Source organism: Chlorobiota bacterium (assembly GCA_016710285.1).
Lineage (GTDB): Bacteria > Bacteroidota > Ignavibacteria > OLB7 > OLB7 > OLB7.
This window is the reverse complement of record JADJXR010000001.1, coordinates 121,717-147,756: the sequence shown is the minus strand read 5'-3', so window position 1 is coordinate 147,756 and position 26,040 is coordinate 121,717. Positions and strand designations below refer to the sequence as shown.

The following is a 26,040-nucleotide window of genomic DNA, read 5'->3' as shown; positions in this document are numbered from 1 at the left end:
GGTGCTGAGTGTTCAGCACCCTTTTTTTATGGATAGAAATTTCAAACCAACTCCGGAAACTGATAGCTTGGGGGTGCGTTGTCTTTATTTTTCAGTAAATATCCAAACCGCTCTATCAATGCCGATTTGTACGGCTTAATGCCCCGTTGTTCTATCCATTCCAGCGAGCGATTCATCCCCGCAACTGCGGCATCGGCAACAGCGGTGGGTGTGCGAATTCCGGTGCGTTGTTCCATCCGTTCAACACCCTGCACCAGGCAGCGAAAGGTTAATAACCCATGCACGGTTATCGGATCTGCTTGTAACGCTGCGGCAACGGCTTCTTCCATCGGTAGCGTCCACTCAGTGGCCGTAAGAAGCCAGTGGATGATGCGGTCGTTCGTCATCTCATCTTCTTGAAGAATAAGATTTTTCAACAGCATCGGGTCGTTGTCGCACAATGCCATGTAGATATGGATATTTCTTCTGTGCTGTGCTCGAATTGATGGGATCATTCTCTCTAACTCATCGCTCGACTCAATATTCTGGCCCAAAATTGTGGATAGAGCAATTTCGGCATAATTCATGCCAAGTGGTAAAATGCCCGCTACTTCATCAGTCACTGAATGGAGATCGTTCAGCATTTCTGAAGTACTTCGCCCTTCCATTCCCCATACAAGGTTTTTTGCGGCAATCACCGATAAATAGTATCGGTAATTACCAAGCCTTCGTAACGGAGCCAATATCTCTTGGATTATTGCATAAACTTGTTCAATCTGACCATCAACAGCAAGTAAGTGCGCATATTCTGCTTGTAAAATAAGGTTTGTCTCGCCTGATTTTTCCCATTCTTGTATTAACTGGATGTTCTGCTCAAACTCCTCACGTGTAGTGAAGTGATGAACCACAAATGGCAATGTCTCAAGATATCGCACTCTGTAGGAAGGGTCGCTTAAATCATACCGTTGGATGATGTCTTTAACCTCCGCAACAGCCCATTCGTTCATACTAACTAAACCAACAGAGTGTGCCAGTTCCGACATGGCAATTACGCAAACTATGTAGCCTACATGGTCACGTCGGTGGGAAAATTGCTGCAGGGCATGATAGAGGGATTTTGCTACTTCATATTTCCGGTGCGGATAATCAATGGCAATTTGCCGTGCTTCCGCGCTTAACGCGGCTAATCGGAATGGAGCAAGGTCTTCGGGAAGGTCTTGGGATGTCAGCTCCAGCAATTGTTCCATCAGTCGTAAATATTCCTTCCGGTCACGGATATTCGTGACGTATTCCATTTGCTGCATCAATAAATCAAGCTGATACCGCTGCGCAGTTTCTTGAGGAAGCGGATCGGTAAGCCATGCCCTCATTCTGTGGATAGAATCAAATAACATCAAAGAAAGTTTCCAATCCTCGGATTCCACCAATTGGGAGCTGATCTCTATTGTGACATCAATTGCTTGTATCAACACAGCGTCCGGGATGCTTGCGTGGCACTCGGCAGTGCCGATAAGGGTGTATGGAATAATTGAATAAATCGGAATATCGGTAGCAATAAGATTAACCAGTAGTTCGATTTCTGGAGCACTGCTGCTCAATAATTCGCGGTGCAGAACGGTGTGGGTGAACGTGAGCAATCGCTCCTGGGATATGCTAGACACGTGGAGCGGTGGCAGTACCGAGAGTGTATGGCCAATAATTCCGCGCCGAATTAATACTGGCAATATCTCTTGAAAATTAGGCGCGATGTAGCACGCCGCTTCGATAGAGAAGACCTCGCCCAAGCTGGCTATCAACTGCAATGCGCGATGCTGCTCGGGATTGAGCAATTGCACCATCGCTTCCGAAAGCGATTGCGTGCTGGCAAGCAACGATGCCCGGAATTTCGGCAAGCTGATGCTGACCGTTATTCCCGTTGTCCGCACCGCTGTTTGAATTGCCCCTTGCTGCAACGCCCGCAGTAACCCCGAACGAATCACCAGCGGATTCCCTAACGTGGCGTTCGCGATTGAATCGGCAACCAACCCGTCCGGCTGCTCCGTAAATAAACGCTGCCAAAGCTCCTCAATCTCCTGCAACCCCAGCCCATGGAGTTCAAGGTGGAGCTTCAGGTATGGCTCCAACATCTCAATCCAATCGCTGGATAGCGGCCGCCCAAGGCAAAGAAGCGTGATGGGGAAATCCCGAAGCAGTTCCAGCAATTGCATAAGGCTCTGCTGCCCGGCTTGCTCCAGAACGTGGATATCCTCCAGCACCACCATCAAGCGGTGCTGCTTGGCCAGGTCCGGTATCGTTTCGGCAACGTTCTGCAGGGTGCGAATCTGGCGGTGGGGAATTGACTTGGCATCCAGTGCCGACTCCAATGCCCGGGCGGCGGCACGCAATGGCGAGGTAAGGGACTCCGGAGGGAATTTGATATGAACCAGCAACGGGTCGCTGCCGGAAATTTGGTGCAAGAAGTGATGGAGTAAACGGCTTTTCCCAACCCCAGCTTCCCCAACAAGCAACGCAGCACGAAGCTGGGGGGCCGCACCATGCTTGCTCCAAAATTGCTGAAGCAGGCGCAGCTCGTGGTGCCTTCCAACAAACGGAAGTTCGGCGCGGTGAACCAGATCTGCCAGTGGGGTTCGGCTCATAGCAATAGTCAGTATAGTGTGATAGATGCGGCCAAAATGCGGCGCACTGGAGGAATAAGCAAGCGTTTCGCTGCCGTGTTTTCACTTTCCTGTATCTTCAAGGCATCCATTTCCCATTCACGAAATCAGCCGCAATGCATCATCGTTTTTGGCTTCAGCTTCTGCTCCCCTTTCTTGCAATTCCGCTGTTGGTGGCCTGCGAACGGCGGGCGGTTCCCAGCGAGGCATCCGCCCGCGATTCCAGCGAGGCAACCCCGCAGCTGGACCCCGGGAAACGCTACGCGGTTGGTGCCGCAACCGTCAACTACTACGACCCGCAGTTCGGGCGGCGGCAGGTGCTCTACTTCCGCGATTTCGGTGCCGAGCAGGCTTTGTACGACTTGCCCGCCGACACCACCAGCGACACCTCGGCCCAGCGCGCAATGGTCTTCAGCCGCGGGCGGCTTATCACGTACGATCCTGTGGCCCACACCGGTTTTACTGATTCCATCCCCCTTCCCGATGGCCCGATGATTGGCGCGATTATCCCAGCTTGGAGAATGAAGCAGGAGCTGCAATCCAAGCTGAAATTCCGGCGGTTGGGGAAACGCACCTTCCTGGGAAACACCGCAACGGGCTACGCCTACGACGACGGCATTGGCGAAACACGCGTTTGGGTCTGGAAGGAAATCCCCCTTTTCCTTGAGATACCGGTCTTCCGCGCCAGCCACAATCTTAGCTATCTGGTGCTGGAGGCCCGCTCGGTTGATACCAGCACAATCCCCGCCGATGCCCTGTTCGCGATCCCTTCCACCATCCGCCTTTCGGCCAGCGACAGCCTGCCGATGCGGAAGCGGTAAGCGGTTCCAACAATCCTGAACCCTGTTCTTCACTGGCAACTACCCGCGCAACCATGACACCGCAGAAACGCGCCGAATACCTTGATTTGTTCCGCCAGTTCGCCACCGACTGGCTGAACCGGGAGGAAGGGGAGCGGCATAATCGAACGGCAAAAGAAGCTGCCGCTGCTGGGCGCGAAAACTTCCGGCATCTCCTCTCCGAAATTCAACAAGGGAACGATGTTGGAACGGCTCCGCTCCGGTTGTTGCTGCCGCATTTTGGCTCCCAAACAATCAGGGATGGAGGGATGTGGGTTTCGCACGCGCCGGCAATTCGGGGGAGTGCGGAAGGATACCTCAGCGCCCAATGGGTTCCCAAACGTGAGTTGCCAACCACCGCCGCCGCGCTGATTCGCTTCGTCCAAACCTGCAACGACCACCCCGACCAACTTGCCGAAGCCTGCCAGCAGTTTGCCGCGCTTGCGTGCACCAAAGGCCTGCAAACGGGGATGGTGACCCCAATCCTGAACGCGCTTCGCCCAGATACTTTTATCCTGCTGAACAACCGCTCGCGCACGGTGCTGAATTACTTTGCCGAAACCACCGTTGGCCACGCCATTGCCGAGTATCCCCGCGCCAACGCTTTGGGCCTATCGTTGATTGCGGAGGTGACGACGGAGATGCTGGAGCTTGCCGGACGCTACGATCTGCACGTCACCCACCTGTTCGACCATTTCTCCCATTTCCTTGTGGCGATCAAGCCCGATTTGCTGCACCCCCCCTCGAAAGGGAAGCGGGCAAACCTTCCATTTCGCTTGACCGAAGCGACCCACTTTGCGCTGCCCACGTGCTGGCAACGCTCTATCCCGATCCGGAGGTTCGCCAAGTCTGCTTGGAGTATCTATCCGAGGCGATTCGGTTTGCCAGCGCGTTGCAGAACAACAATTGGGGGCTAACCTTGCATCTTGACAAAATCCGCCTGAACGTTGGGCCGGTGGAGGTGTTGACGTTGCGGAAAAACGAGGTGCTTCTGCTGCTGGATGCCGAGTCGCTTGCCCCGCGCGACCGCAAAAAAATCAGCCCCCCGGTGAAGTTCAGCCGCAACGAATACCGGAGAGTTCCCGGGGAGAAAGGAGTTGGCAAAATGGGGGTGGAGGAGTTCATCAAACTGCGCGACCAGTTCCGGGCGGCGCATTGTGCGTTTATCCGAAAAGCCAGCGCACCATTCACGGCAATCAGGTGGCCCAACACCCACTCCCCGGGGCTTCTGCAGCACCTGCGCCAGGCAACCGCCACGGAAATCCCCGACCCCGATTATGCCCGGCCACTTCCGCCAGAAGCCAACAACCCGGGCGCAACCCCGCCAGTGGCTGCCGATGGGAAACAACCGTACCACGCAGCCAGCGATCCGCAGCAGAAGCCATATCCATTGGAGCAGGTTGCCGAGGAGACGGGCTATCCCCTCCCCCTGCTCCGCCACTGGATTGGCGCGATTGGGCGCAAGGGCCAGGCGATTATCTACGGCCCGCCAGGGACCGGAAAAACGTTCCTTGCCGAACGGCTGGCGCGGCATCTTGCGGCAGAGGGGGAAGGGGGGATGCAGGAGCTTGTGCAGTTCCATCCGTCGTACTCGTACGAGGATTTTGTGACCGGCATTCGCCCGGTTTCGCGCGAGGGGGTGGTGGAGTATCCGATGCAGGACGGGAGGTTTCTGGATTTTTGCCGCAAGGCCCGTGTGTGGCGTGGAACCTGCGTGTTGGTGATTGATGAGATCAACCGCGCCGACATCTCCCGAGCATTTGGCGAGCTGATGTACCTGCTGGAGTATCGCGACCGCACGATTGAGCTTGCTGGGGGGAGTCCTTTCCGTATCCCGGGGAACGTCAGGATTATCGGGACGATGAACACTGCGGATCGCTCGATTGCCCTGCTGGACTACGCCTTGCGCCGCCGATTCGCCTTCATCGAGCTTCGGCCCGATTACGGGCTGCTGCGCCGCTACCATGCCCGCTACGGCCAGCAGGTTGAGGGATTGATTGGCATTCTGGAGCGGATGAACAGCCGGATCAACAACCCCCATTACGAGCTTGGCATCTCCTTCTTCCTCCATCCCAATCTGCCGGAGCTGCTCCCTTCAATCTGGGAAATGGAGATCGAGCCATACCTTGCCGAGTACTTCTACGACCAACCCGCCGCCGTGGAAGAATTCCGCTGGGAGAAAGTGAAAGAGGGGATGGAGATGGAGTGAAAAAATGGAGCGGTGGAATAGTGACTGTGGTAGCGGCAGGTCTTTAGCCTGCCTGAGGTCGGGACGGCTGATACCGGGTAGCGGCAGGTCTTTAGCCTGCCGAGTGATAGCCGCCGAAGGTCGAAGAAATCGCCGAAGGCTAAAGACCTTTTATCAATCCCGACGAAGGTCGGGACGGCTACCCCGACTGAGGTCGGGACGGCTACCCCGACTACGTCGGGACGGCTGATACCAGGTAGCGGCAGGTCTTTAGCCTGCCGAGACACCGAAGGTCGAAGAAGCCGCCGAAGGTCGAAGAAATCGCCGAAGGCTAAAGACCTTTTATCAATCCCGACGAAGGTCGGGACGGCTACCCCGACTGAGGTCGGGACGGCTACCCCGACTGCGTCGGGACGACTGATACCAGGTAGCGGCAGGTCTTTAGCCTGCCGAGACAGTGGCCGGAGGTTACTCCATCTTCCGCAGCACGGCCTCCACGGCATCTTCAATTTTGCGGCCAACCTCCACGGTTTCCAGCGGGTTTTTCCGCAGGCGGTGGCCAATGGCAAGGGGGGCAACATGGCGGATATCATCGGCGGTGACGCTTCGGCGCGACTCCAGCGCGGCGTTGGCGCGCGGCACGTGCCATCACCAGCTCGCCACGGTGTCCATCCAGCTCCAGCCGTGCGGCAATCGCGGCGATTGCTTCCAACATCTGGTCGCTGAGCTTGACGTTGGGGAACGATTTCTGCGCCGCCGCAATCCGCTTCCGCAGCTTCTCCGTTTCCCCTTCCCACTGGCGCGCAAAGGCGATTGGATTGTCGTCGAAAGCCAGCCTGCGGCGGATCACCTCCGCACGGTGGCGGGGATCGGTTGGGGTGGTGGCAACGGCGTGCAGTCCAAACCGGTCCAGCAGTTGCGGGCGCAACTCACCTTCCTCTGGGTTGCCGCTTCCAATCAGCGCAAACCGCGCCGGGTGCCGGACCGATACCCCTTCCCGTTCCACTACATTCCAACCGCTTGCGGCCACATCCAACAGCAAATCCACAAGGTGATCTTCTAACAGGTTGACCTCATCAATGTACAGGTAGCCACGGTTTGCGCGGGCAAGCAATCCCGGCTCGAAACGCTTTTTCCCGTGGCTTAAAGCGTGCTCCAAATCCAAGGTTCCGGTAACGCGATCCTCGGTTGCCCCAAGCGGAAGGTCCACCACGGGGACCTCAATCTGGGTGGTGACAAGGTGGGTCCGCTGCGGGTCGGTGCAGCGTTCGCACAGCGTGGCGGTGGTGGCGGCGGCACAGTGATAGGGGCAATCCAGCACCGCTTTGATTGGGGGAAGCATCCCCGCCAACGCCCGCACCGATGTTGATTTGCCGGAACCACGATGCCCCATAATCAGCACCCCGCCGATTGCGGTGTCAACCGTTACCAGCAGTAGTGCCAGCTTCATTTGCTCCTGCCCCACAATGGCGGCAAAAGGGTATGGAGAGGGAATGGACATGGAGTTGATGATGGATTAGTTGTGATGCAAAACAATGCCAGTGCGTAATCTCTTCGCGGCGCAGCGTGCGGCCATTTGGCTACCGATGCCCGTGGCGCAAACGCTCCATTTCTTCCTGGGTAAGTTGCAGCGTTGCGGCGGTCATGTTCTCTTCAAGATGCTCAATCTTGGTGGTTCCGGGGATGGGGAGCATTGCCGGGGAAAGCTGCAACAACCAAGCAATTGCCACCACGTGCGGCGTGGTTCCGTGGGTTGCGGCAAGCTCGGCCAACAGCGCGCTGAGTTCCGCAAGCTGCGGGGCTTTTCCCCGCCCACCCACCGGGTTCCAGGGGATGTAGGTGATGGTGTTCTGTTCGCAAAACCTCACCATCGCCTCCTCCTCCCGTTGATTGATCACCGAGAATTGATTCTGCACGGTGGCGATGTCGGCCTCGCGCCGGGCACGCTCCAGCAGTGGCACGCTGAAGTTGCTGACGCCAATCTGTGCAATCTTCCCCTCGCGCTGAAGGTCGCGCAAGGCCCCCACCGATTCCTCCACGGGAACCGTTGGGTCGGGGGCATGAAGTTGGTACAGGTCAATGATCTCTGCGCCAAGCGCGGTAAGGCTTCGCTCGCAGGCGGCGCGCAGATGTTCGGGGCGGCCGTTCCGTTCCCAGCGTCCTTCCGGGCGGATGCTTCCCCCTTTGGTTGCCACGGTTACGCGTGCCCGGCGGTCGGGATCGCGCAGGGCTTCGGCGATGATCCGCTCGTTGTGCCCGGTCTCGGTGTCGTCAATGCAATAAGCATCGGCGGTGTCAATAAAGTTGACCCCAAGCTGGTCCACCGCGTGCTGAATCAGCCGGACCGAATCGGCCTCCAACGGCCTGCGGGCGCGGTCAATAGAAAGGTGCATGGCCCCGTAGCCAATGGCGTTTACAACAATGCCGGTGTTGCCGATACGATGTTGGCGCATAAGCTCTATCTGGATGAAGGATGTTGATGGAATGGCAGAAAAAAAACTGCCCCAACGGAAATTGGGGCAGCAATAATACGGCGCAAAACAGGAAGTAGAGTAAACAGGAGCGGGAAATCTGCAAGGCTCACACCCGCTTAAACATCCACCGCTCGCCCCGCACCGCAAGGGTGCTGATGATTGCCAGCGCGAAGTACGCAATGGCAATGGCAAGAAAAATCCCCGTCACCCCAAGCGAGGGCTGCGCCGAAAGGAGGTACGCAACCGGAATCTCCACCACGTAGAGCGTGGCCACAGCGATCATCATCGAGCGGAGGGAATGCCCCGCGCCGGAAAGGGACCGAAGGCCCGATTGCCCGATGCTGAAAAACAAGTAGCCGAACACGGCGATATGGAGATACTGAACCGTCAGATTAAGGACCTCGGGGTCGTTGGTGAAGGTTCCGGCAATCGCCTCGGCAAACAGATAGATCAAGATTCCGCAGCCCACCATCACCGCCGCAAGGTGGCGGATTGCGGTGTCGCGGAAGAGCTTCACACGGTCGTACCGTTTTGCGCCGATATTCTGGCTTACCAACGTCTCGATTGCCACCCCAACGGCGAACACGGGCATGAAGACGAAGACATCAATCCGCAGCCCAATCGTGTAGGCCGCCGCCGCCGCCGTGCCGAAGCCGCTGGCAAGGGAGATAATCGCCAGGCGCGAGGTGCTGACCGAAAGCGCCTGCAGCGAAGCCGGAACGCCAATCCGAAAAATGGTGCGGATGACGTGCCAATCGAACCGAAGCGTTGGCCGATAGAGCTTCAAATTAAGGCGGCCCGAGTACAGGGCATACGTGGTGATGGCCGCGCTAACCCATTGCGTGGTTGCCGTGGCAATCGCTGCCCCTTGGATGCCCAGGGCCGGAACGCCCAGGTAGCCGAAGATGAAGATCGGGGCCAAGATGGCGTTGACCACTGCCGAGGCAATCAGCACGATCATCGGGAAGACGGTGTTGCCGCTGGAGCGCAGCGCGCTGCTGGCCTGGAACGTCAGCAGGCTTCCCGGGAAGCCGAACACCAGCGTGGTCATGTACAAACTGGCTGCGGAATAGACCGCCCCGCTTAGGCCAATCGCCGAAAGGATTGTTGGAGCCAGGAAATACAAAGCCGTGGCAAGCAACACGGCGTACACCCCAACAAAGCTGAAGGCTTGCGTGGCAACAACCCGTGCGGTGTTCCCGCGATTTTCGCCGATGCGCCGGGCAATCACAATCCCCGCGCCAATGCAGAACCCGCTTGCCAACGTGAATAGCACAAACATGATCTGGTCGCTGAAGCCAAGCGCAGCAATGGCGGTCTCGCCCAGCCGCGAGACGAAGTACATATCCGTCCAAGAATAGACGGCATTGATAACGAACCCGAACGTTAGCGGTACGGCCAATTTCCAAAGCGCACGCCCGGGGGGCGCTTCGATCAAATGGGAACCAGCGGAAGCCGTGGATGGTTCGGTTGTTGAGGGAAGTGGTGGTGGAGTTGGTGCAGGTTTCGCCGGTCCAACGCTGGGCCATGATTCCTGGGCCAGCGCGGCCGGCGTTCGTCCGGCTCCTCCGCTACCGTTCTGCGTAATGTTCGTTCGTCGCCCATAACTGTGTGGCTCCTGTTGACGATTGAGAGTGATGGTTGCGTGTTGCGGGGTTGGCCGTTGGCCTGTATCTATTGTTCAAGCAACGCCCAAACAAACCCGCCGTTACCAACGGTTGAGTGATTCATTTTGTTCTGCCGAAGATGTTTCTCTATGTTTGGCCCACAATGAAACGAATGCGATCCTACACAGCAGAGATTCAAGGGGCGAAACTTCCGGTTTTGGTTGCCGAACAGGGGGCCACCGTTGGGGAACCTTCAGTACAATTGCAGATAGAGCAGGGCGAAAGCCTGCGAAGCATCAAAGCACGGCTTGCCGATGGCACCACCGTTCCGGTGTACGTGGAAGAAGGGGATGAAGAACATGAGTTCATCGTGTATCTTCGCGGCAACACCATCCGCGTGCGGACCGCCTCGGCCCACGACGAACGCCTTGCTGCGTTGCGGAAAAGTGCATCGGTTGGGCGGTCGCTGGGGCAGCTTGTCACCGCCCCAATGCCTGGCCTGCTGAAGCAGATTCTGGTTGCCGAAGGTGAGGTGGTGCAGAAAGGTCAATCCCTTTGCATCCTTGAAGCAATGAAGATGGAGAACGAGATCAAAGCCCCCGAACGAATGCAGGTTCAACGCCTTCTGGCGCAAGCCGGTTCGGCTGTTGAAAAAGGGGCCAAGCTGATGGAGCTGAAGGCTGTTGCGGAAGGATAACCCGTTGCCTTTGGTCTGCGGCAAAAAAAAAGGAGCGATCTTTGGCCAACCGTTGTTCAATAACCAACTTCCGATTTCCCACATTTATCCAATAAACCGACGACCACGATGAGCATTTTTGGACGCATGGCCGACATCATGAAGGCCAATATCAACGACCTTCTGGACCGCGCAGAAGATCCCGAAAAAATGATCAAGCAGATGGTGCTTGAGATGGAGGAAGCCGTCAACAAAGCCACCCTTGCTGTGGGCCAGGCGATTGCCAACGAGAAATCGTTGGAGCGGCAGTATCAGAAGAACCTTGCCCAATCGAACGAGTGGCAGCAGCGCGCAATCCAGGCCGTGAACGCCGGGCGCGACGACCTTGCGCGGCAAGCCCTGGAGCGGAAAAACTCCATGGGGAAAAACGTTGCGGACCTTGAACGAATGCTGAACGAAGCACGCAGCACCAGCATGACACTGCGCACCCAGCTGGACCAGATTAAAGGGAAGCTGGACGAAGCACGCATGCGCCAGAACACCCTGATTGCCCGTGCCCAGGCCGCAAAAGCCAAAAAGCAGATTGCCCAATCGTTCAGCGGAATTGGAAGCGATGCGTTTGGGAAGTTCGATAAGCTGGAGGCAAAGGTGGAGAAGCAAGAGGCCGAAGCCGAAGCATTCGCCCAGCTTGCGGGGGAGAATACTTCGCTGGAAGACCAGTTCAAACAACTTGAAGCCGGCAGCGGCGTTGACGACGAGCTGGCTTCGCTGAAGGCACAGCTTAGCATGGGTTCCCAACCCGCCGGGCAACTCACTTCCGGCAGCGACACGAAGTAACCGACCAACAAACCATCCAGCAATCAATTCCACAGGAATATCAATGGAAGAGAACGAGCAATTGATGGAGGAGGTCTGCGAAAAGGTTCGCGGCTACCTTCAGGAAGTCTATCCCGATTTTATCGAGTTCCAGCCCGGGCAATACACCATGCAGGAAGGCTCGGCAACCATCAGCGTCACCGTCCGCCCCTGGCATCAGGATGACATCGCTGTTGAGTTCACCAGCCAGCTGGTCTCCGGCGCAAATCTTACTCCAGAGCTGATGCAGTGGCTTTTGGAGACGAACGTGGACCTCCATTTCGGTGGGTTCGGGCTGCTGTTCGACGGCACGATTGTTTACTCCCAAACGCTGCCAGGAAGCGACCTTAGCCGCCAGGAATTTGAATCCACCGCCCGCACCGTTGCCGCCATTGCCGACCACTACGATGATGAGATCGTGGCAATGGCCGGTGGCAGTTTGGGGAATGCCGCTGCCAGCAACGCGGTTGAAGAAATGGCCGATGCCAACCAAGCCGAATAGCTTCGGCTATCGCCACGCCGTGGTTGGTGTTGAACATTGTTCCCAGCAAGGCGTTCCGCACACGAAGGCGGAACGCCTTGTTCGTTCTACTCTCCATCTCCTTTCGCCGCAGGACCCTGCCGTGCTGCATTGCCTCCATCTCCATCCATCCTTCCTCCTCATCTTCCTGCTGGCGATTGCTTGCAGCGCGCAGCTGTGGGGCCAGGGGCCGGCAATGGAACTTGGCGTGCGTGGCGAAACCGGGGTTGGAATCGGGCCGCAGCGGCTTCCTGGAACCCCAGCCTGTCCCGACTGCGGAGCCGACGGAACCACCACCGAACGCCGCATCAATTTTTCCGCAGGGCTGTTCTTTCCTAACGGATTGAACGATGCCTTCGGGTTCCGGCTGCGGGTGGGGGGGACGTTCGTTACCGGAACAAGCATTTCCAACCCCTACACGGCTGGCATTGCCGTGGATAGCAGCGGAACGCCAATTCCTGCGGAGCTGGAGTATGCCATTGAGTATTCCCCCACGCAGCTGCAATTCGAGTTTTTGGGGGAGTATGCGCCGGCATCGTGGGCGCGACTGTTTGCCGGGCCTTGGGGGGTGTTGCGGCTGAACGATCCGTACATCCAAACCGAGCGGATTCGGCAGCCGGCCAATGCCCAATTCATTGCGGGGGGGAACCAGCGAACGGTTGCTTCGGGAAGTGAGGTTGCGCCGGCACGTGGGACGTTCGGATTGGCGGTTGGCGGCGGCATCCGGTGGCGGGTGGCTCCCCGAATCTCCCTGCTTCCCGACCTGTTTGCGCGGCTGGCCCTTGACGTTCGCAACGATATTATCGGCTTCTCGACCCTGGCCGTTGGCGGGGGGATTGGCCTTCAGGTTGACCTGCTTCCCCCAGCGGAGCCATCCCTTCCTTCCGACACAGCAACACCCCCGCCACAGCCGATAGATACCGCCGCCGCTCCGCCCCCCCCCGACACAGCGCAGGTTGCTTCGGCAGCGCGGTTGCTCCCGACGGCCACGATTGATCTGTTCGCGGTGGATTCCGCAGGGAACCCGGCGCAGACGGCACGGCTGGGCGCGCAGCTGATCCGCCACATCCGCGCCACGATGATCCCCCCAACCCTCCGCTGCGACCAACTGCCGCTAATGATTGCCGCTGCCCAGGCCGCAACGCCCCAATGGACCCTGGACAGCTTAGCCCGTGCGGACCACCCGATGGTGCGGCGGCAGTTACTGCTGGCCTTTGCGGCGCGGCTTCGGCAAACCCCTTCGGCGCAGCTGGTGATCGGCTCCGGAAATCGCGAGTGCCGCGATTCGTTGCGGGCATTGCTTGTCGGGAAATTGCAGATCGAGCCGGCGACCCTTGCCATGCCGGTCGCGCCAAAGCAACCGCAGCAGTTGCTGAACTTGTTGGCCACGGGAGAAGGGGGGAAGGCACTGCTTGCGCCGATTACGAACGAGTGGTTTATCGAGGATATTCAGGAGCCAACGTTCAGCGTGCGCCCCACAATGGCTGCCCCCGCAGGGGTGCGGCAATGGAGCATTGTGGTGAAGCAGGCCGAACGCACCATCACCAGCCGCAGCAGCACCGAACAGAGCGGGGTTCCACCTTCCCCAATGCTTCTGCGCCAGCCCGATGGTGGCGCGCCCCCGCCGCTGGTTGCGCTGTTTACGGTGGAGGATTCAGCCGGGGGATCGGTGACGGCGGTGGATACGCTTCCGGTGTTGCCGCCGGTTTCCCCACCGGCGGGTCAACAACCGAACCGGTGGGATCGGGAGGAAATAGATATTCTGCTGCAAACCACCAAAGCTCCATCCGGCGCGCCAGATTGGAAGCAGGTGCTGGGCGGCTACATCCCAGCCATTCAACAGGGGGCGCAGATTATGGTTGCCGGAACCGCAAGCGAGGGGAGGCAGGTGCTGGCCGAGCTACGCGCCATGCTTCGCCAAGCAAGCCAAGCAGAAATTCCGATAGAGTTGGTGGAGAAGGGGGGGAAGGGGGAGGTGCAAGTGCTGGTCCGCCAACAAAAAAGGCACTGAGCCGAAGCCCAGTGCCTAAGGCGAAGACGTCGCCTCCTCTACGACGCTGTTCGCCTGAAGTTTTCTGTTGTCTGGCCCGCCGTGTTGGGCCGTTACGCCAGGGAGTTCAGAAGCAGGAAGCATCCCGCAAGCATTATTGCCAAGCCAGCAATCCGAACCCCTTTGGACTCCGCAATCTGCCGCAGATACTTCCCAGCGGCGAACCCAGCGGCCATGATTGCCGCAGCTGCCAGCAAGAACCCAAGGATAAAGCCGAATGGAGAGCCATCGGCTGGGAGTTCCGCGCCGTGCGCCACCCCGTGGGCAAGCGCAAAAATGGAAAGAACCGGAAGACCCACCGTTAGCGAAGGCCGCCACATCATGGCGATAATCCCGCCAAACACCAACACGGAGCTAACGATAAAATGCTCGTTGATGCCGATCCCCCCGCTCTGCATTCCGGCAACCGCTCCGGCAAGCATCATCCCCAAAAACGTGAGGGGAATCCACCACTTGCTCTGCTTTTTCTGCTGCTCCGCACTCCAGATTCCGACGGCAAGAAGGGCGATTAGGTGATCCAACCCAACAAGCGGGTGGAGCAAACCCCCAACAACGCTGCCGGAGCCATTGTGAAGCGGATGTGCCATTGCCGCAGCTGGGAGCAATACCCCCAACATCACAACCAAAGCAGTGCGGTTGACAAAGAACGGAGTAGGGATGGGCGACATTGGACTAAAGGGCTGTTTTTACGAACGGCATAAACATACAACGGGCAATTCCATTTTTAAAAGCAAAAATCTTGTGGATGCAAATTTTTTTTGCCGGGCTGCGGAAGGCCAAATTCTGGGGTGTTTGCGGCTTGGCCAGGGGGGCATGGTTGCGCATCGCTGCTGCAAAATAGTGCTGCAATCCATCGCTTCCCTCTTCTCGTATCTTCGCTGGCTCACGCCAATTACCATGTTCACGTTCCTGTTCATCAACAATGCACCAGATTCTTCTTCGTACCGCAGTTCCGGTTTTGCTGACACTTGCCACAGCTGTTGGGTCGGCACAACAACAACGCACAATGGACACACTTATCCGCGTCCGCGACACCGTGGTGGTGACGGCCGAACGCCCGTGGTCCGCAGCAAGCGATGCCCAGTTCCGTGCTGCTGATTTCGCGCTCCGCCCGCGCAACTCGGCCCAGGACATCCTTCGGGTTGTTCCCGGATTGGTGATTGCCCAACACGCCGGCGGCGGGAAGGCCGAACAGATATTCCTTCGCGGCTTCGATGCCGACCACGGAACCGACATCAACATCTCGGTGGATGATTCCCCGGTCAACATGGTCTCGCACGGGCATGGCCAGGGCTATGCCGATCTCCATTTCATCATCCCTGAAACCATCGAAAAAGTTGACGTGGCCAAAGGGCCGTACTTCGCCCGCTACGGCGATATGTCAACCGCCGGCGCGGTGGTGTTCTCCACTGCCGACTCCATCCGCGATAACCTTCTTAAAATGGAAGCAGGCCAGTTCGACACCTACCGGATGCTGGCAATGGTTCGCGGCCCGCAGTCGGCAACGATGAACAGCTACTTTGCTGGGGAGGTTTTCAGCACGAAAGGGTATGTTGAGGAGCCGCAGCATTTCAAGCGGCTGAACCTGTTCGCAAAGGCCACCGCTAAAGTTGGACCAACCGGAACCGTTGGCGCAAGCCTGATGACGTTTAGCTCCGGCTGGGATGCCAGCGGGCAGATCCCGCAACGTGCGGTGGATGCCGGAACCATCACCCGTTTTGGTTCGATTGACCCAACCGAAGGGGGCGCAACATCGCGCACCACCACCACCGTGAAATACTCCAGCGGCGGCGCAAGCCCGCTGACCCTTACCGGGTCCTTCACCGATTACCGCTTCCGGTTGTTCAGCAACTTCACCTTCTTTGCCAACGACTCGCTTCGGGGCGACGGAATCGAACAAACCGATGCCCGCTCGATTCTTGCCTTGCGTGCCGAGAACGACATCTTCTACGAGTTTGCCGACATAGCAATGCGCACCCGATTCGGCGCAACGCTCCGCAACGATGATATCCAAGTGGCACTCTATCACGATTCCGCCCGTGTGCGCCTGGAGCCAACGGCCGATGCGGCCATTCGCCTGCGCCAAATTGGGCCATATCTGGAACAAGAAATCATCCTCCCCTGGGCACAAATCCTGCTTGGCCTGCGTGCCGATTATTTCAACTTTGATGTTGAGAATAAGCTGACATTAGGTGGGCAACCAAGCGGCATTGCCCAGCAGTTGCTTCTTTCGCCAAAAGCGAATATCAGCGTTCCGGTGGTGGATGACGTTGCGCTGTTTCTGAACAGCGGCTACGGTTTCCACTCGAACGATGCTCGCGTTGTGGTTCAGGACGAAGGCAAAACCTTGCCACGGGCGTTCGGCGCGGAAATCGGGTCGCGGTACGGAAGTGCTTCCTCGCTGATTGCGGCTTCGGCAGCGTTGTGGATGCTGGATTTGGAGAGCGAGTTCGTGTACGTGGGGGACGAAGGGACCACCGAAGAAAGCGGCCGCACGCGCCGGCAAGGGGTTGATCTGGAGGTTCGGCTGAACCCGGTCAACTGGCTTTCGCTGGGGGTGGATGCCACAATCTCCACCGGAAAATTCCGCGACCTTCCAGATGGCGAAAACCGAATCCCCCTTGCCCCCGAGCTAACCTTGACGGCAAACGCCGTTGCCCAGTTCGATGCCCTTTCGGCGGCGTTGCGGCTGCGCCATGTTGGGGACCGCCCCGCAAACGAATCGAACAGCGTCCGCGCCCTGGGCTACTCCATCGTTGACCTTTCGGCCAGCTACCGAATCGGCCAGGTTGAGCTGTTTGTGAACGTGGAAAACTTGCTTGATGAGGAGTGGAACGAAGCGCAGTTCGACACCGAAAGCCGGCTTCCTGGCGAGGCCGAGGCCGTGAGCGAACTCCATTTCACCCCAGGCACCCCACGCTCGATTCGTGGCGGAATGGCGGTGCGGTTTTAGAGGTTTGCGGCAAAGGTAGTGGCCCCGACCTCTGTCGGGATTGATAACAGGTTTTTGGCCTGCCTCTGTGAGAAGAAGACACCGAAGGCTAAAGACCTTCGGCTACCCCGTTCCGGAAGAAGTTGCCGAAGGCTAAAGACCTTCGGCTACCCCGTTCCGGAAGAAGTTGCCGAAGGCTAAAGACCTTCGGCTACCCCGTTCCGGAAGAAGACGCCGAAGGCTAAAGACCTTCGGCTACCCCGTTCCGGAAGAAGACGCCGAAGGCTAAAGACCTTCGGCTACCCCGTTCCGGAAGAAGACGCCGAAGGCTAAAGACCTTCGGCTACCCCGTTCCGGTGGGACGGCTGCCGGGGGTGGTGGCTTTGATACCAGACAAGCGGCATCATGCAGAGCCTTTGCATGATGCCGCTTTTTTTTTGAGGCTGATGCGCGTAACCTTCGGCCCTTTTCCCGGTTCATCACCCTACTACATTCAGCCATGATGCCGCAGCCGGATGCTTGCATCGTTGCAGTTTTTGTGGTAGTCTGCGGACGCTCTCGCTATTTTTCTGCACCTGGAAACCGATAAACCTGTCACGCTTGTTGCCGAACATTGCTTATGCGCCGATTGCTCCAGCTTGCTTCCCTGTTGCTCCTGATGCTGTTCCCCACGCTGCTGCTTGCCCAGCTGGAAACCAACGTGTGGGCGTTTGGCGAGAATGCGTTGGTTGATTTCAACAGCGGCACGGCGGTCTCGATTGGGGGATCGGCGATTGATCAAAACGAAGGATGCGCCAGCATTGCCGACCGCCGCACCGGGGCGCTGCTGTTCTACACCGATGGAGTGACGGTCTGGGACCGGGCGCACCAGCCAATGCCAAATGGAACCGGGTTAAACGGTGATGAATCCAGCACGCAAGCCGCGATTATCATTCCGGCACCCCTCAACAATTTCCGTTACTACGTTTTTACCTCCGATGCTGGAGAGTATGCTGGGCCGAACATTGGTATCCATTATTCGGTGGTGGACATGGCAACCAACGGAGGGATGGGGAGCGTCATCACCAAGAATGTGTTCCTGCTGCGCCCCGCTGCCGAGAAACTTACGGCGGCCCGCCACTGCAACGGGCGTGATTATTGGGTGATTGCCCACCGCTGGGAATCGAACCAATTCTACGCCTGGTTGGTGTCGCCAAATGGAGTCTCCCTGCCAGTGGTTTCGGCGGTGGGGGCGGTGCATCGTGATCTTACAGCCGTATCCGCTGGGGCAAACACGTTAGGCTACATGAAAACCTCCCCCAATGGAAAAAAGATTGCCGTTGCCCTTGCTGAAAGTGGGATTATCGAGTTGTTCGATTTCGATAACCTTACCGGGGCTATCTCCAATCCGATTAGGCTAACTGGGATTCGGAACGCGTACGGCCTAACCTTCTCGCACGATAACACCAAGCTCTATTCCGTTTCCAGCAATTATGATCCTTTGCTCCCCCCGTCCGACACCCTGATTCAGTTCGATGTCACCAGCGGTGTGGCAACGATTATTCAGAACTCGCGGGTGAACCTCTACATCAATAATGATCGGCATTTCGGCGCGCTGCAGATGGCTTCCGATGGAAAGATTTATGTGGGGCACGCCTTCTTCCCGATGCTGGGAATCATTCAATCGCCCAATACTGCCGGGCTTGGCTGCAACTACATCAACAACGGCCTAAGCCTTGGAGCATCATCCTGCCGCGACGGCCTTCCGAACCATTTCGACGGATTCTTCCACACCCCCACCGCTGCCGACTCCGTCCCCTGCGAACGCCCCGAAGCAAAGTTGGGACCAAAAGACACCACAATCTGCGTTGGGACTTGCATTGATTTCCGGGATGAGAGTGCCGGGGTTATCACCCAGTGGGAATGGGCGTTCGGCGGGGCAACGCCGCAATCGTCCAACGAGCAGCATCCAAAAAGCATCTGCTACTACTCCACCGGGGATTACCAAGTTCGGCTAATCGTTGGCAACAGCGTCGGGAAGGACACGGCCTACGGAATGGTCCATGTTGTTCCCCCGCCAACCGCCAACGCCGGGCGCGACACCACGATTTGCGTTGGCGATGCGGCGCAACTATCGGCAACCGGAGGGGGAAGCTACTCCTGGAGCCCCGGGGCAACGCTAAGCTGCACCGATTGCCCCAACCCAGTTGCGCAACCCACCCAAACCACAACCTACCGCGTGGTCGTCACCGACAGCAACGGCTGTTTCGATTTTGACGATGTCACCATCAGCGTGGCCACCTTCCCGGGCGTTGATGCCGGTCCCCCCGCCACCTTCTGCGTTGGCGATAGCGCGCAGCTGCGTGCCGCCGGTGGCCGCCGCTACCAGTGGTCCCCCGCCACCGGACTAAGCTGCACCGATTGCCCAAACCCGATTGCCAAACCAACCCAAACCACACTCTACACCGTCATCGCCCTTAGCGACAGCGGTTGCAGCGCGTCCGATACCGTCAGCGTGACGGTGCTGCCGCGCGCGAACGCCTCCGCCACCGTTGCCGACACCGCCCTTTGCCCAGGGGAGAGCACCCAGCTGACGGCCACCGGAGGAACAACGTTCCGCTGGACCCCCGCCACCGGCCTAAGCTGCACCGATTGCGCGAACCCCACGGCAACCCCCACGGCCACCACCATCTACCAAGTGGTGGTGGGGAACGCCACTGGCTGCCCCGATTCCGCCACCGTGCGCGTGGTGGTGAACGACCTTCCAAGCCTCAGCATCGCAACCCCAGCGGCAATCTGTTTGGGGGATAGCACGCAGCTTCTTGCAACCGGAGGGGAGTTCTATCAATGGAGCCCCGCTGCCGGGCTAAGCTGTGCCGATTGCGCAAACCCCTGGGCTTCGCCAACGGACACCACACTCTATACCGTCATCGCCACCAACGCCAGCGGCTGCGCCGACACTGCGCAGGTGAGGGTGGCGGTCAATCCAATTCCATCAGCAACGATTTCTGGGGATCGGGAAATTTGCGTTGGCGATACCGTCCATCTGTGGGGGGCCGGAGGGAGCAGCTACCAATGGAGCCCAGCAACTGGGCTAAGCTGCGCCGACTGCCCAAGCCCAATCGCGCAGCCAACCACAACCACCACGTACAGGCTGGTTATCGGCAACGGAACCGGCTGCACCGACACGGCCTTCACCACGGTGACGGTCCGGCCAATGCCGCAGCCCGATGCCGGAGCCGATGTGGCGATCTGCTTGGGGGATAGCGTGCTGTTGCAAGGAAGCGGGGGAACGCGCTACCGCTGGAGTCCATCCGCCGGGTTGGCGTGCGACACCTGCGCGGCGACAATGGCGCGGCCAACAGCCACAACCACGTATCGGCTGCAAGTCTGGAGCGAGTTCGGGTGCAGCGATAGCGATGAAGTGGAGGTGGCGGTCAATCCCCCACGCCCGGTTGCTGCCCACATTGCCACCGACTGGCGCACCACCCCGGGTTGGCTGATGAAAATTCCGGTGATCCTGGATGAGGGGCTTGATGAGCATGGCGTGGATGAGTTCACCTTCCAACTCACCTGGGACAGCACGCTGATGAAGCTGGAGAACAGCACGCCCCAGCGAATCGCCACAATGGTGTCGGGGACGCTGGCCGACGGATGGAGCATTGCCGCCGAAGATGCCGGACCCGGGCGATTAACCGCACGGGTGACAGCCCCTGCCGGAACCACCTTGCGCGGAACCGGAATGCTGCTGAACCTCCACTGCCGGATGTATTTGGGAAGCCGTTCCAACTGCCCGCTGCCGTTCTCCATTTTCCTCAAGGACCGTGCGTGCGCGTACGTTGTTCCAAAAGCGGGATTGGTCACGATTGACTCCGTTTGCGGCTTGCACCAGCGGTTAATCACGCTAAGCTCCACCGATTATGCGTTGCAGCCAAACGTGCCGAATCCGTTCAATCCCGCCACCGAAATTCAGTTCGCGCTTGGCCTTGATGGCCCAACGCAATTGGTTATTCTTGACGTAGCCGGGCGGGAAGTGGCAAGGCTGGTAGATCAGCATTTGCAGGCAGGGGAATATTCAATCGTGTGGGATGCGACGGCGTATCCATCGGGCATCTACTACTACCGCCTGGCATCGGGTCACTGGAGCAAAACAAACCGGATGATGCTGGTGAAATAGCAGAAAAAAAGAATAAAAAAACGAATGCGGTTGAGTGGGTAAAATCCAACTCAACCGCATTCGTTTTGCGAAAAACAATTCCTACTGGTCAGGCTTTAATTGTTTGCTATTGCTTCGCGTAATTTCATCTTCACCCGTTGGGCTTGCACCCGTTTCCCGTTGCGGGTAAGGGTTTCGCAAAGGAGTGCCGCAATTTCTTCATCATCGGGCATGGAATGGAATCCGCGTTGCAAAATATCCTCTGCATTTCGTGGATCACCTTCTTTCAGCAATGCTTGCGAGGCTCGTAAAATTAAATCCCGCCGCTCGTTTTCAACGTCGTCGCGAAGTGCCTCAAAGAACGTGTCATATAATTCAGGGAAAATGATGTTCTTGTCGAATTTGTCCAAGGCCAACATTAAGCACTGATATGCGGCTGGCAATGCCCCTTGCCGCAACGCCGTATCGCTTTGGCGCAGCAGTTGGATTGCCTCCAGAAGGTCAATCGTCACATTTTCTGGATGTAGTCGGGGAACTTCTTGATCGGTAAGAATAAACTGATGGCCGATAATTTCACGCAGGCGGAACACCGTGCTGTTGAGCAATTTTCTGGAGCGGTCAACATCGCTCAGATGTTCGTTTCCGGCGATCACATAGCTGAACTCCATCAGCGTCATTGGCTGATCCATCAGCTGGTTCGCGACCATTAATGCCAGCAATGTTCGGGTGCGTTGGCCGCGCAGTGGAGTAAGGTCGGTTGCTGTGTTTCCCGTAGCTATGTCGCCAATCACTTTCACCTCCAAATGCCCGCTGCCACGCTCTGCCCTGTCAGTATTTCCAACGATGGCATTGGCTCCCAAAGTTTTTTGCCACTGATTTTTCACAGGAGTGCTAAGATGCTGTTGGATATGCGAAAACACTCCGTGCATCATCGCTTGCAAATTCCTTTCCTGTAGCCAGGATAGTGCCCCATGAAGGCTGGCATCAATCGCGTCCTGTACATCGTTGCTTGGCGCAGGAATAATGCCGCGATGGTGTGCATCCCATAAAAGATCCGCCACCACACAACGTTGGGTGATATCATATACCCGTAATAATTCAGCGTTGAATAAGCCAATAGATAATTCCCAAACTTGTTCAATATCAGGAGCATTCTCGCCGGCCAAAAGCTGGAGTAATTGCCAAAGCGGGCCATCTGCTGCCGAAATAGTTTGCGGCGGAAGGGCAAGCAGTGGCTGTAATTGGTGCAAGGATAATCCGATGAAAATGCGCAGGTACAGCGGAAGTCTTTCTGGGTTTTGGAACCATTGCAGCTGTTGCAATGCCTTATCTGGGCGGTTTAGCAAAATTCCAAAATTCATCAGAAGCAGCACCGCATGGCGTTGGATTCCCGAATGGTAATCATCGGGCACGCTCAGAAAAATCTCTTTTAATTTCTCATCAATACCATTCCATTCATTGTTCTCGGCTAATTGAAAGCAGAGTTGGTGAAGCTGGCAATTCGCTAACGAGCGGATTAACCCACGGCTGATTAGGCTTGGAAGTATTTCGTTTGCCAGTGATTTTGCTTTTTCAAATTCCCCAATTTCAGCATAAAAAATGACGAACCGGCTGCGGTCAACAAAACGGTTTTCAGCACGGCATAACGCATCATACTCATTCGCAAAAGTTATCCTTCGCTCAAGTTGCTGTTTTGTGGAAAACCCAAGCAAAAAAGTTGGCAGCACTTGCTGCTGAAGCTCTTGGCGAAATTCATCTGGTGCAGTGGAATCTAATAATAATTCCTCGGCGATTTCCTCCACTTCCTGCATCAGCGTTGCGCTGTTTGAGTACGTGTGGGCAAGATGACTTAAATAAAACAGATAACCGTTCGTATGGCGCAATTGCGGATAGCGTTCCACCAACTCCATCACTTTTTTTCGCACCGCCAAGCTGCTTTTTCGTTCAATTCGGGAGCGGTAAATATCCTGATAAATAATCGTTAGCAGGCGGTAGCGGAGCAGGTCTTCCGGAAGTTGCTCGGTGCTGGTAAGTTCCAGTAATCGTTCCACCCCTAATCGGTATTCTTCGCCCTGCTCATCCCGCCGCAGTAGTGCCATTCGGTGCATCAATAATTCCAATTCCAGCGATAATTGGTCGTGGGGATTCCACCGGTGGAAATGTTTCCGCCACAGTGCCGCAGCGGAATCCCAAATGGGCAATGCCCATTGCCAATCGGAGGTCCGGTCCAACGCACGTGCCAACTTTAGTGCATAGGTGATTGCTGTGCGGATATCCGATAATGGAATGGCAAAATTTGCGGGCACGGATGATAGCAACCGGAAGGGGAGCACCGTGCAGAGGGGCGCACGGGAACAGACCAGCATCACCAACTGATGCTCGGTAATGTTGGAGTCTTGAACAAACCGGCGGTGCAGCAGGGTGTGGGTGAAGGAAAATGCGTTGAGCGCAGGGGCGGTTTGTGGCAGTATCGAAGGGGAGTGCCCAGCCGCAACCAGAACGCCTTTGAACACCAGCGAATCAATCGCCGAGTCGGCATTCGGAAGGAGCAATCGCGCAGCCTCCAAGGAGAAAACCTCGCCCAACCCCGCCATTGTTTCGGCGGCGGCGCGTTCGGTGGGGGAAAGGTGGGCTGCGATTCCATCTATCAGCGTCACCATTTGGCGGCGCAGCGAGGCTTCAAATGTATCAAGCGGGACGCTGATCTGCCACTGCTGACTGGCGCGTGTTGCCGCGATTTCTCCCGATTTCAGCGATCCGCGAAGAATTGTCCGAATCGCTAACGGATTCCCACCGGTTGTTTCCTCGATCAATTTTGCGGCATCGGTGGGGAGTGGTGTGTTGAACAGCAGGTTCCAGATTGCTTGGATTTCCTGGAACGTCAGCGGGGGAAGTTCAAGGTCGTCGCTTAAATACCGCTCGATGGTTGTGCGCAGGGTGGGGGCAATTGGGCGTGCGGTGGCCAGCACCAGCATCGGGGCTTCCGAAAGGCTTCCCAACAGCCCTGCAAATTCCCGCATTGTGTCGCCAGAAAGCAGGTGGATATCCTCGATCAGCAGAAGGGTGGGGCGGATTTGGGTTAGCCGCCGAATCGTTTCGGCCACCCCGTGAATCGTTTCGGCGGGGTCCGCCACCGGCAGATTCCGCCGCAATTTCATGAATCGGATTGCCCGCGCAAGCAGCGGCGCGATGGAGTTGGTGGATTCAGGGTAGAGCTTGGCGTTAATCACCAGCCCCCCCGAACGCATGACTTTTGGCTCTAATTCTTCAATAAATCGGCTTTTCCCCGTTCCCATCTCGCCGCTTATCAAGCTCATCTGCAGCGATGAAGCCTGGGCAACGGTCTCCCAGCGTGATAGCAACGTGCTAAGCAGTTCCCCCCGCCCCACGAACGGAAGAATGCCGTGGTTGATAAAATCAACGTAGAAAGACCGCATAGTTGGTTAAGCAGTTATGGAACGCTACCAGCTTAGCAACAGGAAGGGGCCGATAGCGCGAAGTACAGGATTCCGCAGGGATGGGGGAATGCCAGCATCACCACAGAGCAATGACGGTTGGCGGGCACTTCCCCCGGGCATCTCACTTCCCCGCAGCACGCCCTGTTGGGCCAACCGGCATCTGTTCAGCGCGAATATAGGGGAAGGGGAAGTTCTATTGAAGCATAGCCACCCAATCCACTTTAATCGTTGATTCTTTTACAAAAACGCCAACTCCGCCTTTCATTCTTGTAATCCCCAATTCCGCGTCGCTTGCTTGATGCGCTGCACCGCCTTTCATGAAGGGGGAGCATAATAGCTAAAGCAGTCCAGCCATCGTTTTGCTTGGCTTATTGAACGGCGTTGAGTGGGAAAAAAGGGGGGCATGCAGGGTGGTGTATTTGATTGTGCAGATTATATAAGGATGTAAAACGCTGATTGGCAAGTGATTGAATCAACAAAAGTAAAAATTGCAATCAGGTTCCATACATGGAGCAATCGGGGAGGGAAGTGGGCGAAATCGGGGGGGGGTATCTTTGGAGCGGCTGAAAAAGCCGCCAGACCCTTCGACAGACGTTATGCCCGTCATGGGCCAATCGGGAGTCCTTCCGCATGGTGCATCCTGCAATTATCCATCCAGTGTCGGCCGAGGCGACGAAGTTCGTAAGAACCTCGACGGTGATTGTCCAATGCGGGCATTGCAGCGCGCTTGGATATCAGCACGACAAGTTCTGCGCAAGCTGCGGCCATGAACTTATCCGCTCCTGCAGCTTGTGTGGGCAGCCAATCCAGCATCCGGTTGCCAACTACTGCACCCAGTGTGGAACTCCGCTCAATGCCGGAACCTTTCAATCCGAAAACCATTCCGACTAACACGCTTACTGATTCTGCAAATCCCTTGTTGAAACCTCTTCTACACACTCAAGCTGCAACTTGGAGGGCAATGATGACAACACTGTTACGGCGCGCACTCTGGCTTACTGGAGTTTTGGCGATGCTGTCCGGCATTGGGCAGTTACAGGCGCAATCCACCATCCAAAGAACGTATGTGATTGGGGCGGGTGGGGCACCGGCCACCGATGGCATGGTGGTGATTAATGGCACGTTCGGGCAATCCGCAATTGGCCCGGTTGCCAGCATTGCCTCGATCAACCAGCAAGGGTTCTGGTACAGCATTCCCGTTGGCACCAGTGGTGTTGAGGAATCGCCGATTGCCGGGGCCGTTACTGGCAGCGGGGTGCGGCTGTTGCAAAACATCCCCAACCCGTTTACCGAATCCACCGAAATCCGCTTCGAACTTCCCCGTTCCACCTCTGTTAGCCTGAAGCTCTACGACAACATCGGGCGCGAGGCACTGACCCTTGTGGAAGGAAATCGGGAAGCCGGAGCCTACTCCGTCCGCGTTGGCGCGGCTGATCTAGAATCGGGGCAATACGTTGCCCAGCTGATCGCCGACGGCACGCGCCGCACCATCGTGATGGTCGTTGTGAAGTAGCCCGGTCCGGCCAGCTTCCCTTCGATTCTCCACAAAGCATGATCCGGCAATTGCCGGAGCCTTTCGCAGAAAAAGCAAACGTTTCTCAAAACAAACCATAATCTCTCTCACAAAGCATAGGGATAGTACAATGCGACGTAAACTGTTCCTCAGTACCCTG

17 protein-coding genes and 1 pseudogene are annotated in these 26,040 nt (G+C 57.1%); 11 read left to right on the top strand and 7 right to left on the bottom strand.

Annotated elements, in window-relative coordinates:
• Positions 1 to 41 precede the first annotated feature (41 nt).
• Entirely contained in the window at positions 42 to 2,615 is a 2,574-nt protein-coding gene (locus tag IPM61_00490) for an AAA family ATPase (protein MBK8909784.1), read from the bottom strand.
• Between the two features lie 134 nt (positions 2,616 to 2,749).
• On the opposite strand from IPM61_00490, the gene IPM61_00485 reads away from it, so the two are divergent.
• The 3 genes from IPM61_00485 to IPM61_00475 all read left to right on the top strand — a co-directional run bounded on the left by IPM61_00485 (position 2,750) and on the right by IPM61_00475 (position 5,681).
• Positions 2,750 to 3,454 carry a hypothetical protein gene (locus IPM61_00485; GenBank protein MBK8909783.1) on the top strand — a complete coding sequence of 235 codons (705 nt, stop codon included), beginning with the start codon at positions 2,750 to 2,752 and terminating at the stop codon, positions 3,452 to 3,454.
• Between the two features lie 53 nt (positions 3,455 to 3,507).
• Positions 3,508 to 4,389 carry a hypothetical protein gene (locus IPM61_00480; protein ID MBK8909782.1) on the top strand — a complete coding sequence of 294 codons (882 nt, stop codon included), beginning with the start codon at positions 3,508 to 3,510 and terminating at the stop codon, positions 4,387 to 4,389.
• Between the two features lie 188 nt (positions 4,390 to 4,577).
• Positions 4,578 to 5,681: an AAA family ATPase gene (locus IPM61_00475; GenBank protein ID MBK8909781.1), complete on the top strand. Its 1,104-nt coding sequence runs from the start codon at positions 4,578 to 4,580 to the stop codon at positions 5,679 to 5,681.
• Positions 5,682 to 6,128: 447 nt separating this feature from the next.
• Here IPM61_00475 and bchI read toward each other — a convergent pair.
• The 3 genes and pseudogenes from bchI to IPM61_00460 form a co-directional block, all read right to left on the bottom strand.
• Positions 6,129 to 7,161: pseudogene (gene bchI / locus IPM61_00470) on the bottom strand (magnesium chelatase ATPase subunit I).
• 79 nt (positions 7,162 to 7,240) lie between these two features.
• Positions 7,241 to 8,113 carry an aldo/keto reductase gene (locus IPM61_00465; protein ID MBK8909780.1) on the bottom strand — a complete coding sequence of 291 codons (873 nt, stop codon included), beginning with the start codon at positions 8,111 to 8,113 and terminating at the stop codon, positions 7,241 to 7,243.
• A gap of 127 nt (positions 8,114 to 8,240) precedes the next feature.
• Positions 8,241 to 9,536 (bottom strand): MATE family efflux transporter, encoded by a 1,296-nt coding sequence (locus tag IPM61_00460; protein ID MBK8909779.1) that lies wholly within the window; start codon positions 9,534 to 9,536, stop codon positions 8,241 to 8,243.
• 368 nt (positions 9,537 to 9,904) lie between these two features.
• On the opposite strand from IPM61_00460, the gene IPM61_00455 reads away from it, so the two are divergent.
• The 4 genes from IPM61_00455 (at position 9,905) to IPM61_00440 (ending at position 13,803) form a co-directional block, all read left to right on the top strand.
• A complete protein-coding gene (locus IPM61_00455; GenBank protein ID MBK8909778.1) occupies positions 9,905 to 10,438 on the top strand; it encodes a biotin/lipoyl-binding protein in 534 nt (177 codons plus the stop codon).
• A 108-nt stretch (positions 10,439 to 10,546) separates the two neighbouring features.
• Positions 10,547 to 11,254, top strand: coding sequence for a PspA/IM30 family protein (locus tag IPM61_00450; protein ID MBK8909777.1), 708 nt, complete (start codon positions 10,547 to 10,549; stop codon positions 11,252 to 11,254).
• A gap of 43 nt (positions 11,255 to 11,297) precedes the next feature.
• Positions 11,298 to 11,774 (top strand): YbjN domain-containing protein, encoded by a 477-nt coding sequence (locus tag IPM61_00445; GenBank protein MBK8909776.1) that lies wholly within the window; start codon positions 11,298 to 11,300, stop codon positions 11,772 to 11,774.
• Positions 11,680 to 13,803 (top strand): hypothetical protein, encoded by a 2,124-nt coding sequence (locus IPM61_00440; protein ID MBK8909775.1) that lies wholly within the window; start codon positions 11,680 to 11,682, stop codon positions 13,801 to 13,803. Before IPM61_00445 ends, IPM61_00440 begins: the two co-directional genes overlap by 95 nt.
• Positions 13,804 to 13,895: 92 nt before the next feature.
• Here the strand turns inward: IPM61_00440 and IPM61_00435 are convergent, their stop codons facing one another.
• Positions 13,896 to 14,429 (bottom strand): HupE/UreJ family protein, encoded by a 534-nt coding sequence (locus IPM61_00435; GenBank protein ID MBK8909774.1) that lies wholly within the window; start codon positions 14,427 to 14,429, stop codon positions 13,896 to 13,898.
• A gap of 85 nt (positions 14,430 to 14,514) precedes the next feature.
• Entirely contained in the window at positions 14,515 to 14,817 is a 303-nt protein-coding gene (locus IPM61_00430; protein ID MBK8909773.1) for a hypothetical protein, read from the bottom strand.
• A 31-nt stretch (positions 14,818 to 14,848) separates the two neighbouring features.
• Between IPM61_00430 and IPM61_00425 the strand changes: the two genes are divergently transcribed.
• Together IPM61_00425 and IPM61_00420 are read left to right on the top strand one after the other, a co-directional pair.
• Complete coding sequence (locus tag IPM61_00425; GenBank protein MBK8909772.1) at positions 14,849 to 16,795, top strand: TonB-dependent receptor; 1,947 nt, start codon at positions 14,849 to 14,851, stop codon at positions 16,793 to 16,795.
• A 598-nt stretch (positions 16,796 to 17,393) separates the two neighbouring features.
• Positions 17,394 to 20,930: a PKD domain-containing protein gene (locus IPM61_00420; protein MBK8909771.1), complete on the top strand. Its 3,537-nt coding sequence runs from the start codon at positions 17,394 to 17,396 to the stop codon at positions 20,928 to 20,930.
• 95 nt (positions 20,931 to 21,025) lie between these two features.
• Here IPM61_00420 and IPM61_00415 read toward each other — a convergent pair whose 3' ends face one another.
• Entirely contained in the window at positions 21,026 to 24,346 is a 3,321-nt protein-coding gene (locus IPM61_00415; protein MBK8909770.1) for an AAA family ATPase, read from the bottom strand.
• Between the two features lie 651 nt (positions 24,347 to 24,997).
• Here IPM61_00415 and IPM61_00410 point away from each other — a divergent pair.
• Positions 24,998 to 25,258: a zinc ribbon domain-containing protein gene (locus tag IPM61_00410; protein MBK8909769.1), complete on the top strand. Its 261-nt coding sequence runs from the start codon at positions 24,998 to 25,000 to the stop codon at positions 25,256 to 25,258.
• A 73-nt stretch (positions 25,259 to 25,331) separates the two neighbouring features.
• Entirely contained in the window at positions 25,332 to 25,880 is a 549-nt protein-coding gene (locus IPM61_00405) for a T9SS type A sorting domain-containing protein (GenBank protein ID MBK8909768.1), read from the top strand.
• Positions 25,881 to 26,040: the final 160 nt, after the last annotated feature.

Coding starts and splice junctions, on each gene's coding strand:
- IPM61_00445 (MBK8909776.1), top strand. CDS start 11,298: ATGGAAGAGAACGAGCAATTGATGGAGGAGGTCTGCGAAAAGGTTCGC.
- IPM61_00425 (MBK8909772.1), top strand. CDS start 14,849: ATGGACACACTTATCCGCGTCCGCGACACCGTGGTGGTGACGGCCGAA.
- IPM61_00440 (MBK8909775.1), top strand. CDS start 11,680: ATGATGAGATCGTGGCAATGGCCGGTGGCAGTTTGGGGAATGCCGCTG.
- IPM61_00420 (MBK8909771.1), top strand. CDS start 17,394: ATGCGCCGATTGCTCCAGCTTGCTTCCCTGTTGCTCCTGATGCTGTTC.
- IPM61_00435 (MBK8909774.1), bottom strand. CDS start 14,429: ATGGCACATCCGCTTCACAATGGCTCCGGCAGCGTTGTTGGGGGTTTG.
- IPM61_00455 (MBK8909778.1), top strand. CDS start 9,905: ATGAAACGAATGCGATCCTACACAGCAGAGATTCAAGGGGCGAAACTT.
- IPM61_00465 (MBK8909780.1), bottom strand. CDS start 8,113: ATGCGCCAACATCGTATCGGCAACACCGGCATTGTTGTAAACGCCATT.
- IPM61_00415 (MBK8909770.1), bottom strand. CDS start 24,346: ATGCGGTCTTTCTACGTTGATTTTATCAACCACGGCATTCTTCCGTTC.
- IPM61_00485 (MBK8909783.1), top strand. CDS start 2,750: ATGCATCATCGTTTTTGGCTTCAGCTTCTGCTCCCCTTTCTTGCAATT.
- IPM61_00410 (MBK8909769.1), top strand. CDS start 24,998: ATGGTGCATCCTGCAATTATCCATCCAGTGTCGGCCGAGGCGACGAAG.
- IPM61_00480 (MBK8909782.1), top strand. CDS start 3,508: ATGACACCGCAGAAACGCGCCGAATACCTTGATTTGTTCCGCCAGTTC.
- IPM61_00490 (MBK8909784.1), bottom strand. CDS start 2,615: ATGAGCCGAACCCCACTGGCAGATCTGGTTCACCGCGCCGAACTTCCG.
- IPM61_00405 (MBK8909768.1), top strand. CDS start 25,332: ATGACAACACTGTTACGGCGCGCACTCTGGCTTACTGGAGTTTTGGCG.
- IPM61_00450 (MBK8909777.1), top strand. CDS start 10,547: ATGAGCATTTTTGGACGCATGGCCGACATCATGAAGGCCAATATCAAC.
- IPM61_00475 (MBK8909781.1), top strand. CDS start 4,578: ATGGGGGTGGAGGAGTTCATCAAACTGCGCGACCAGTTCCGGGCGGCG.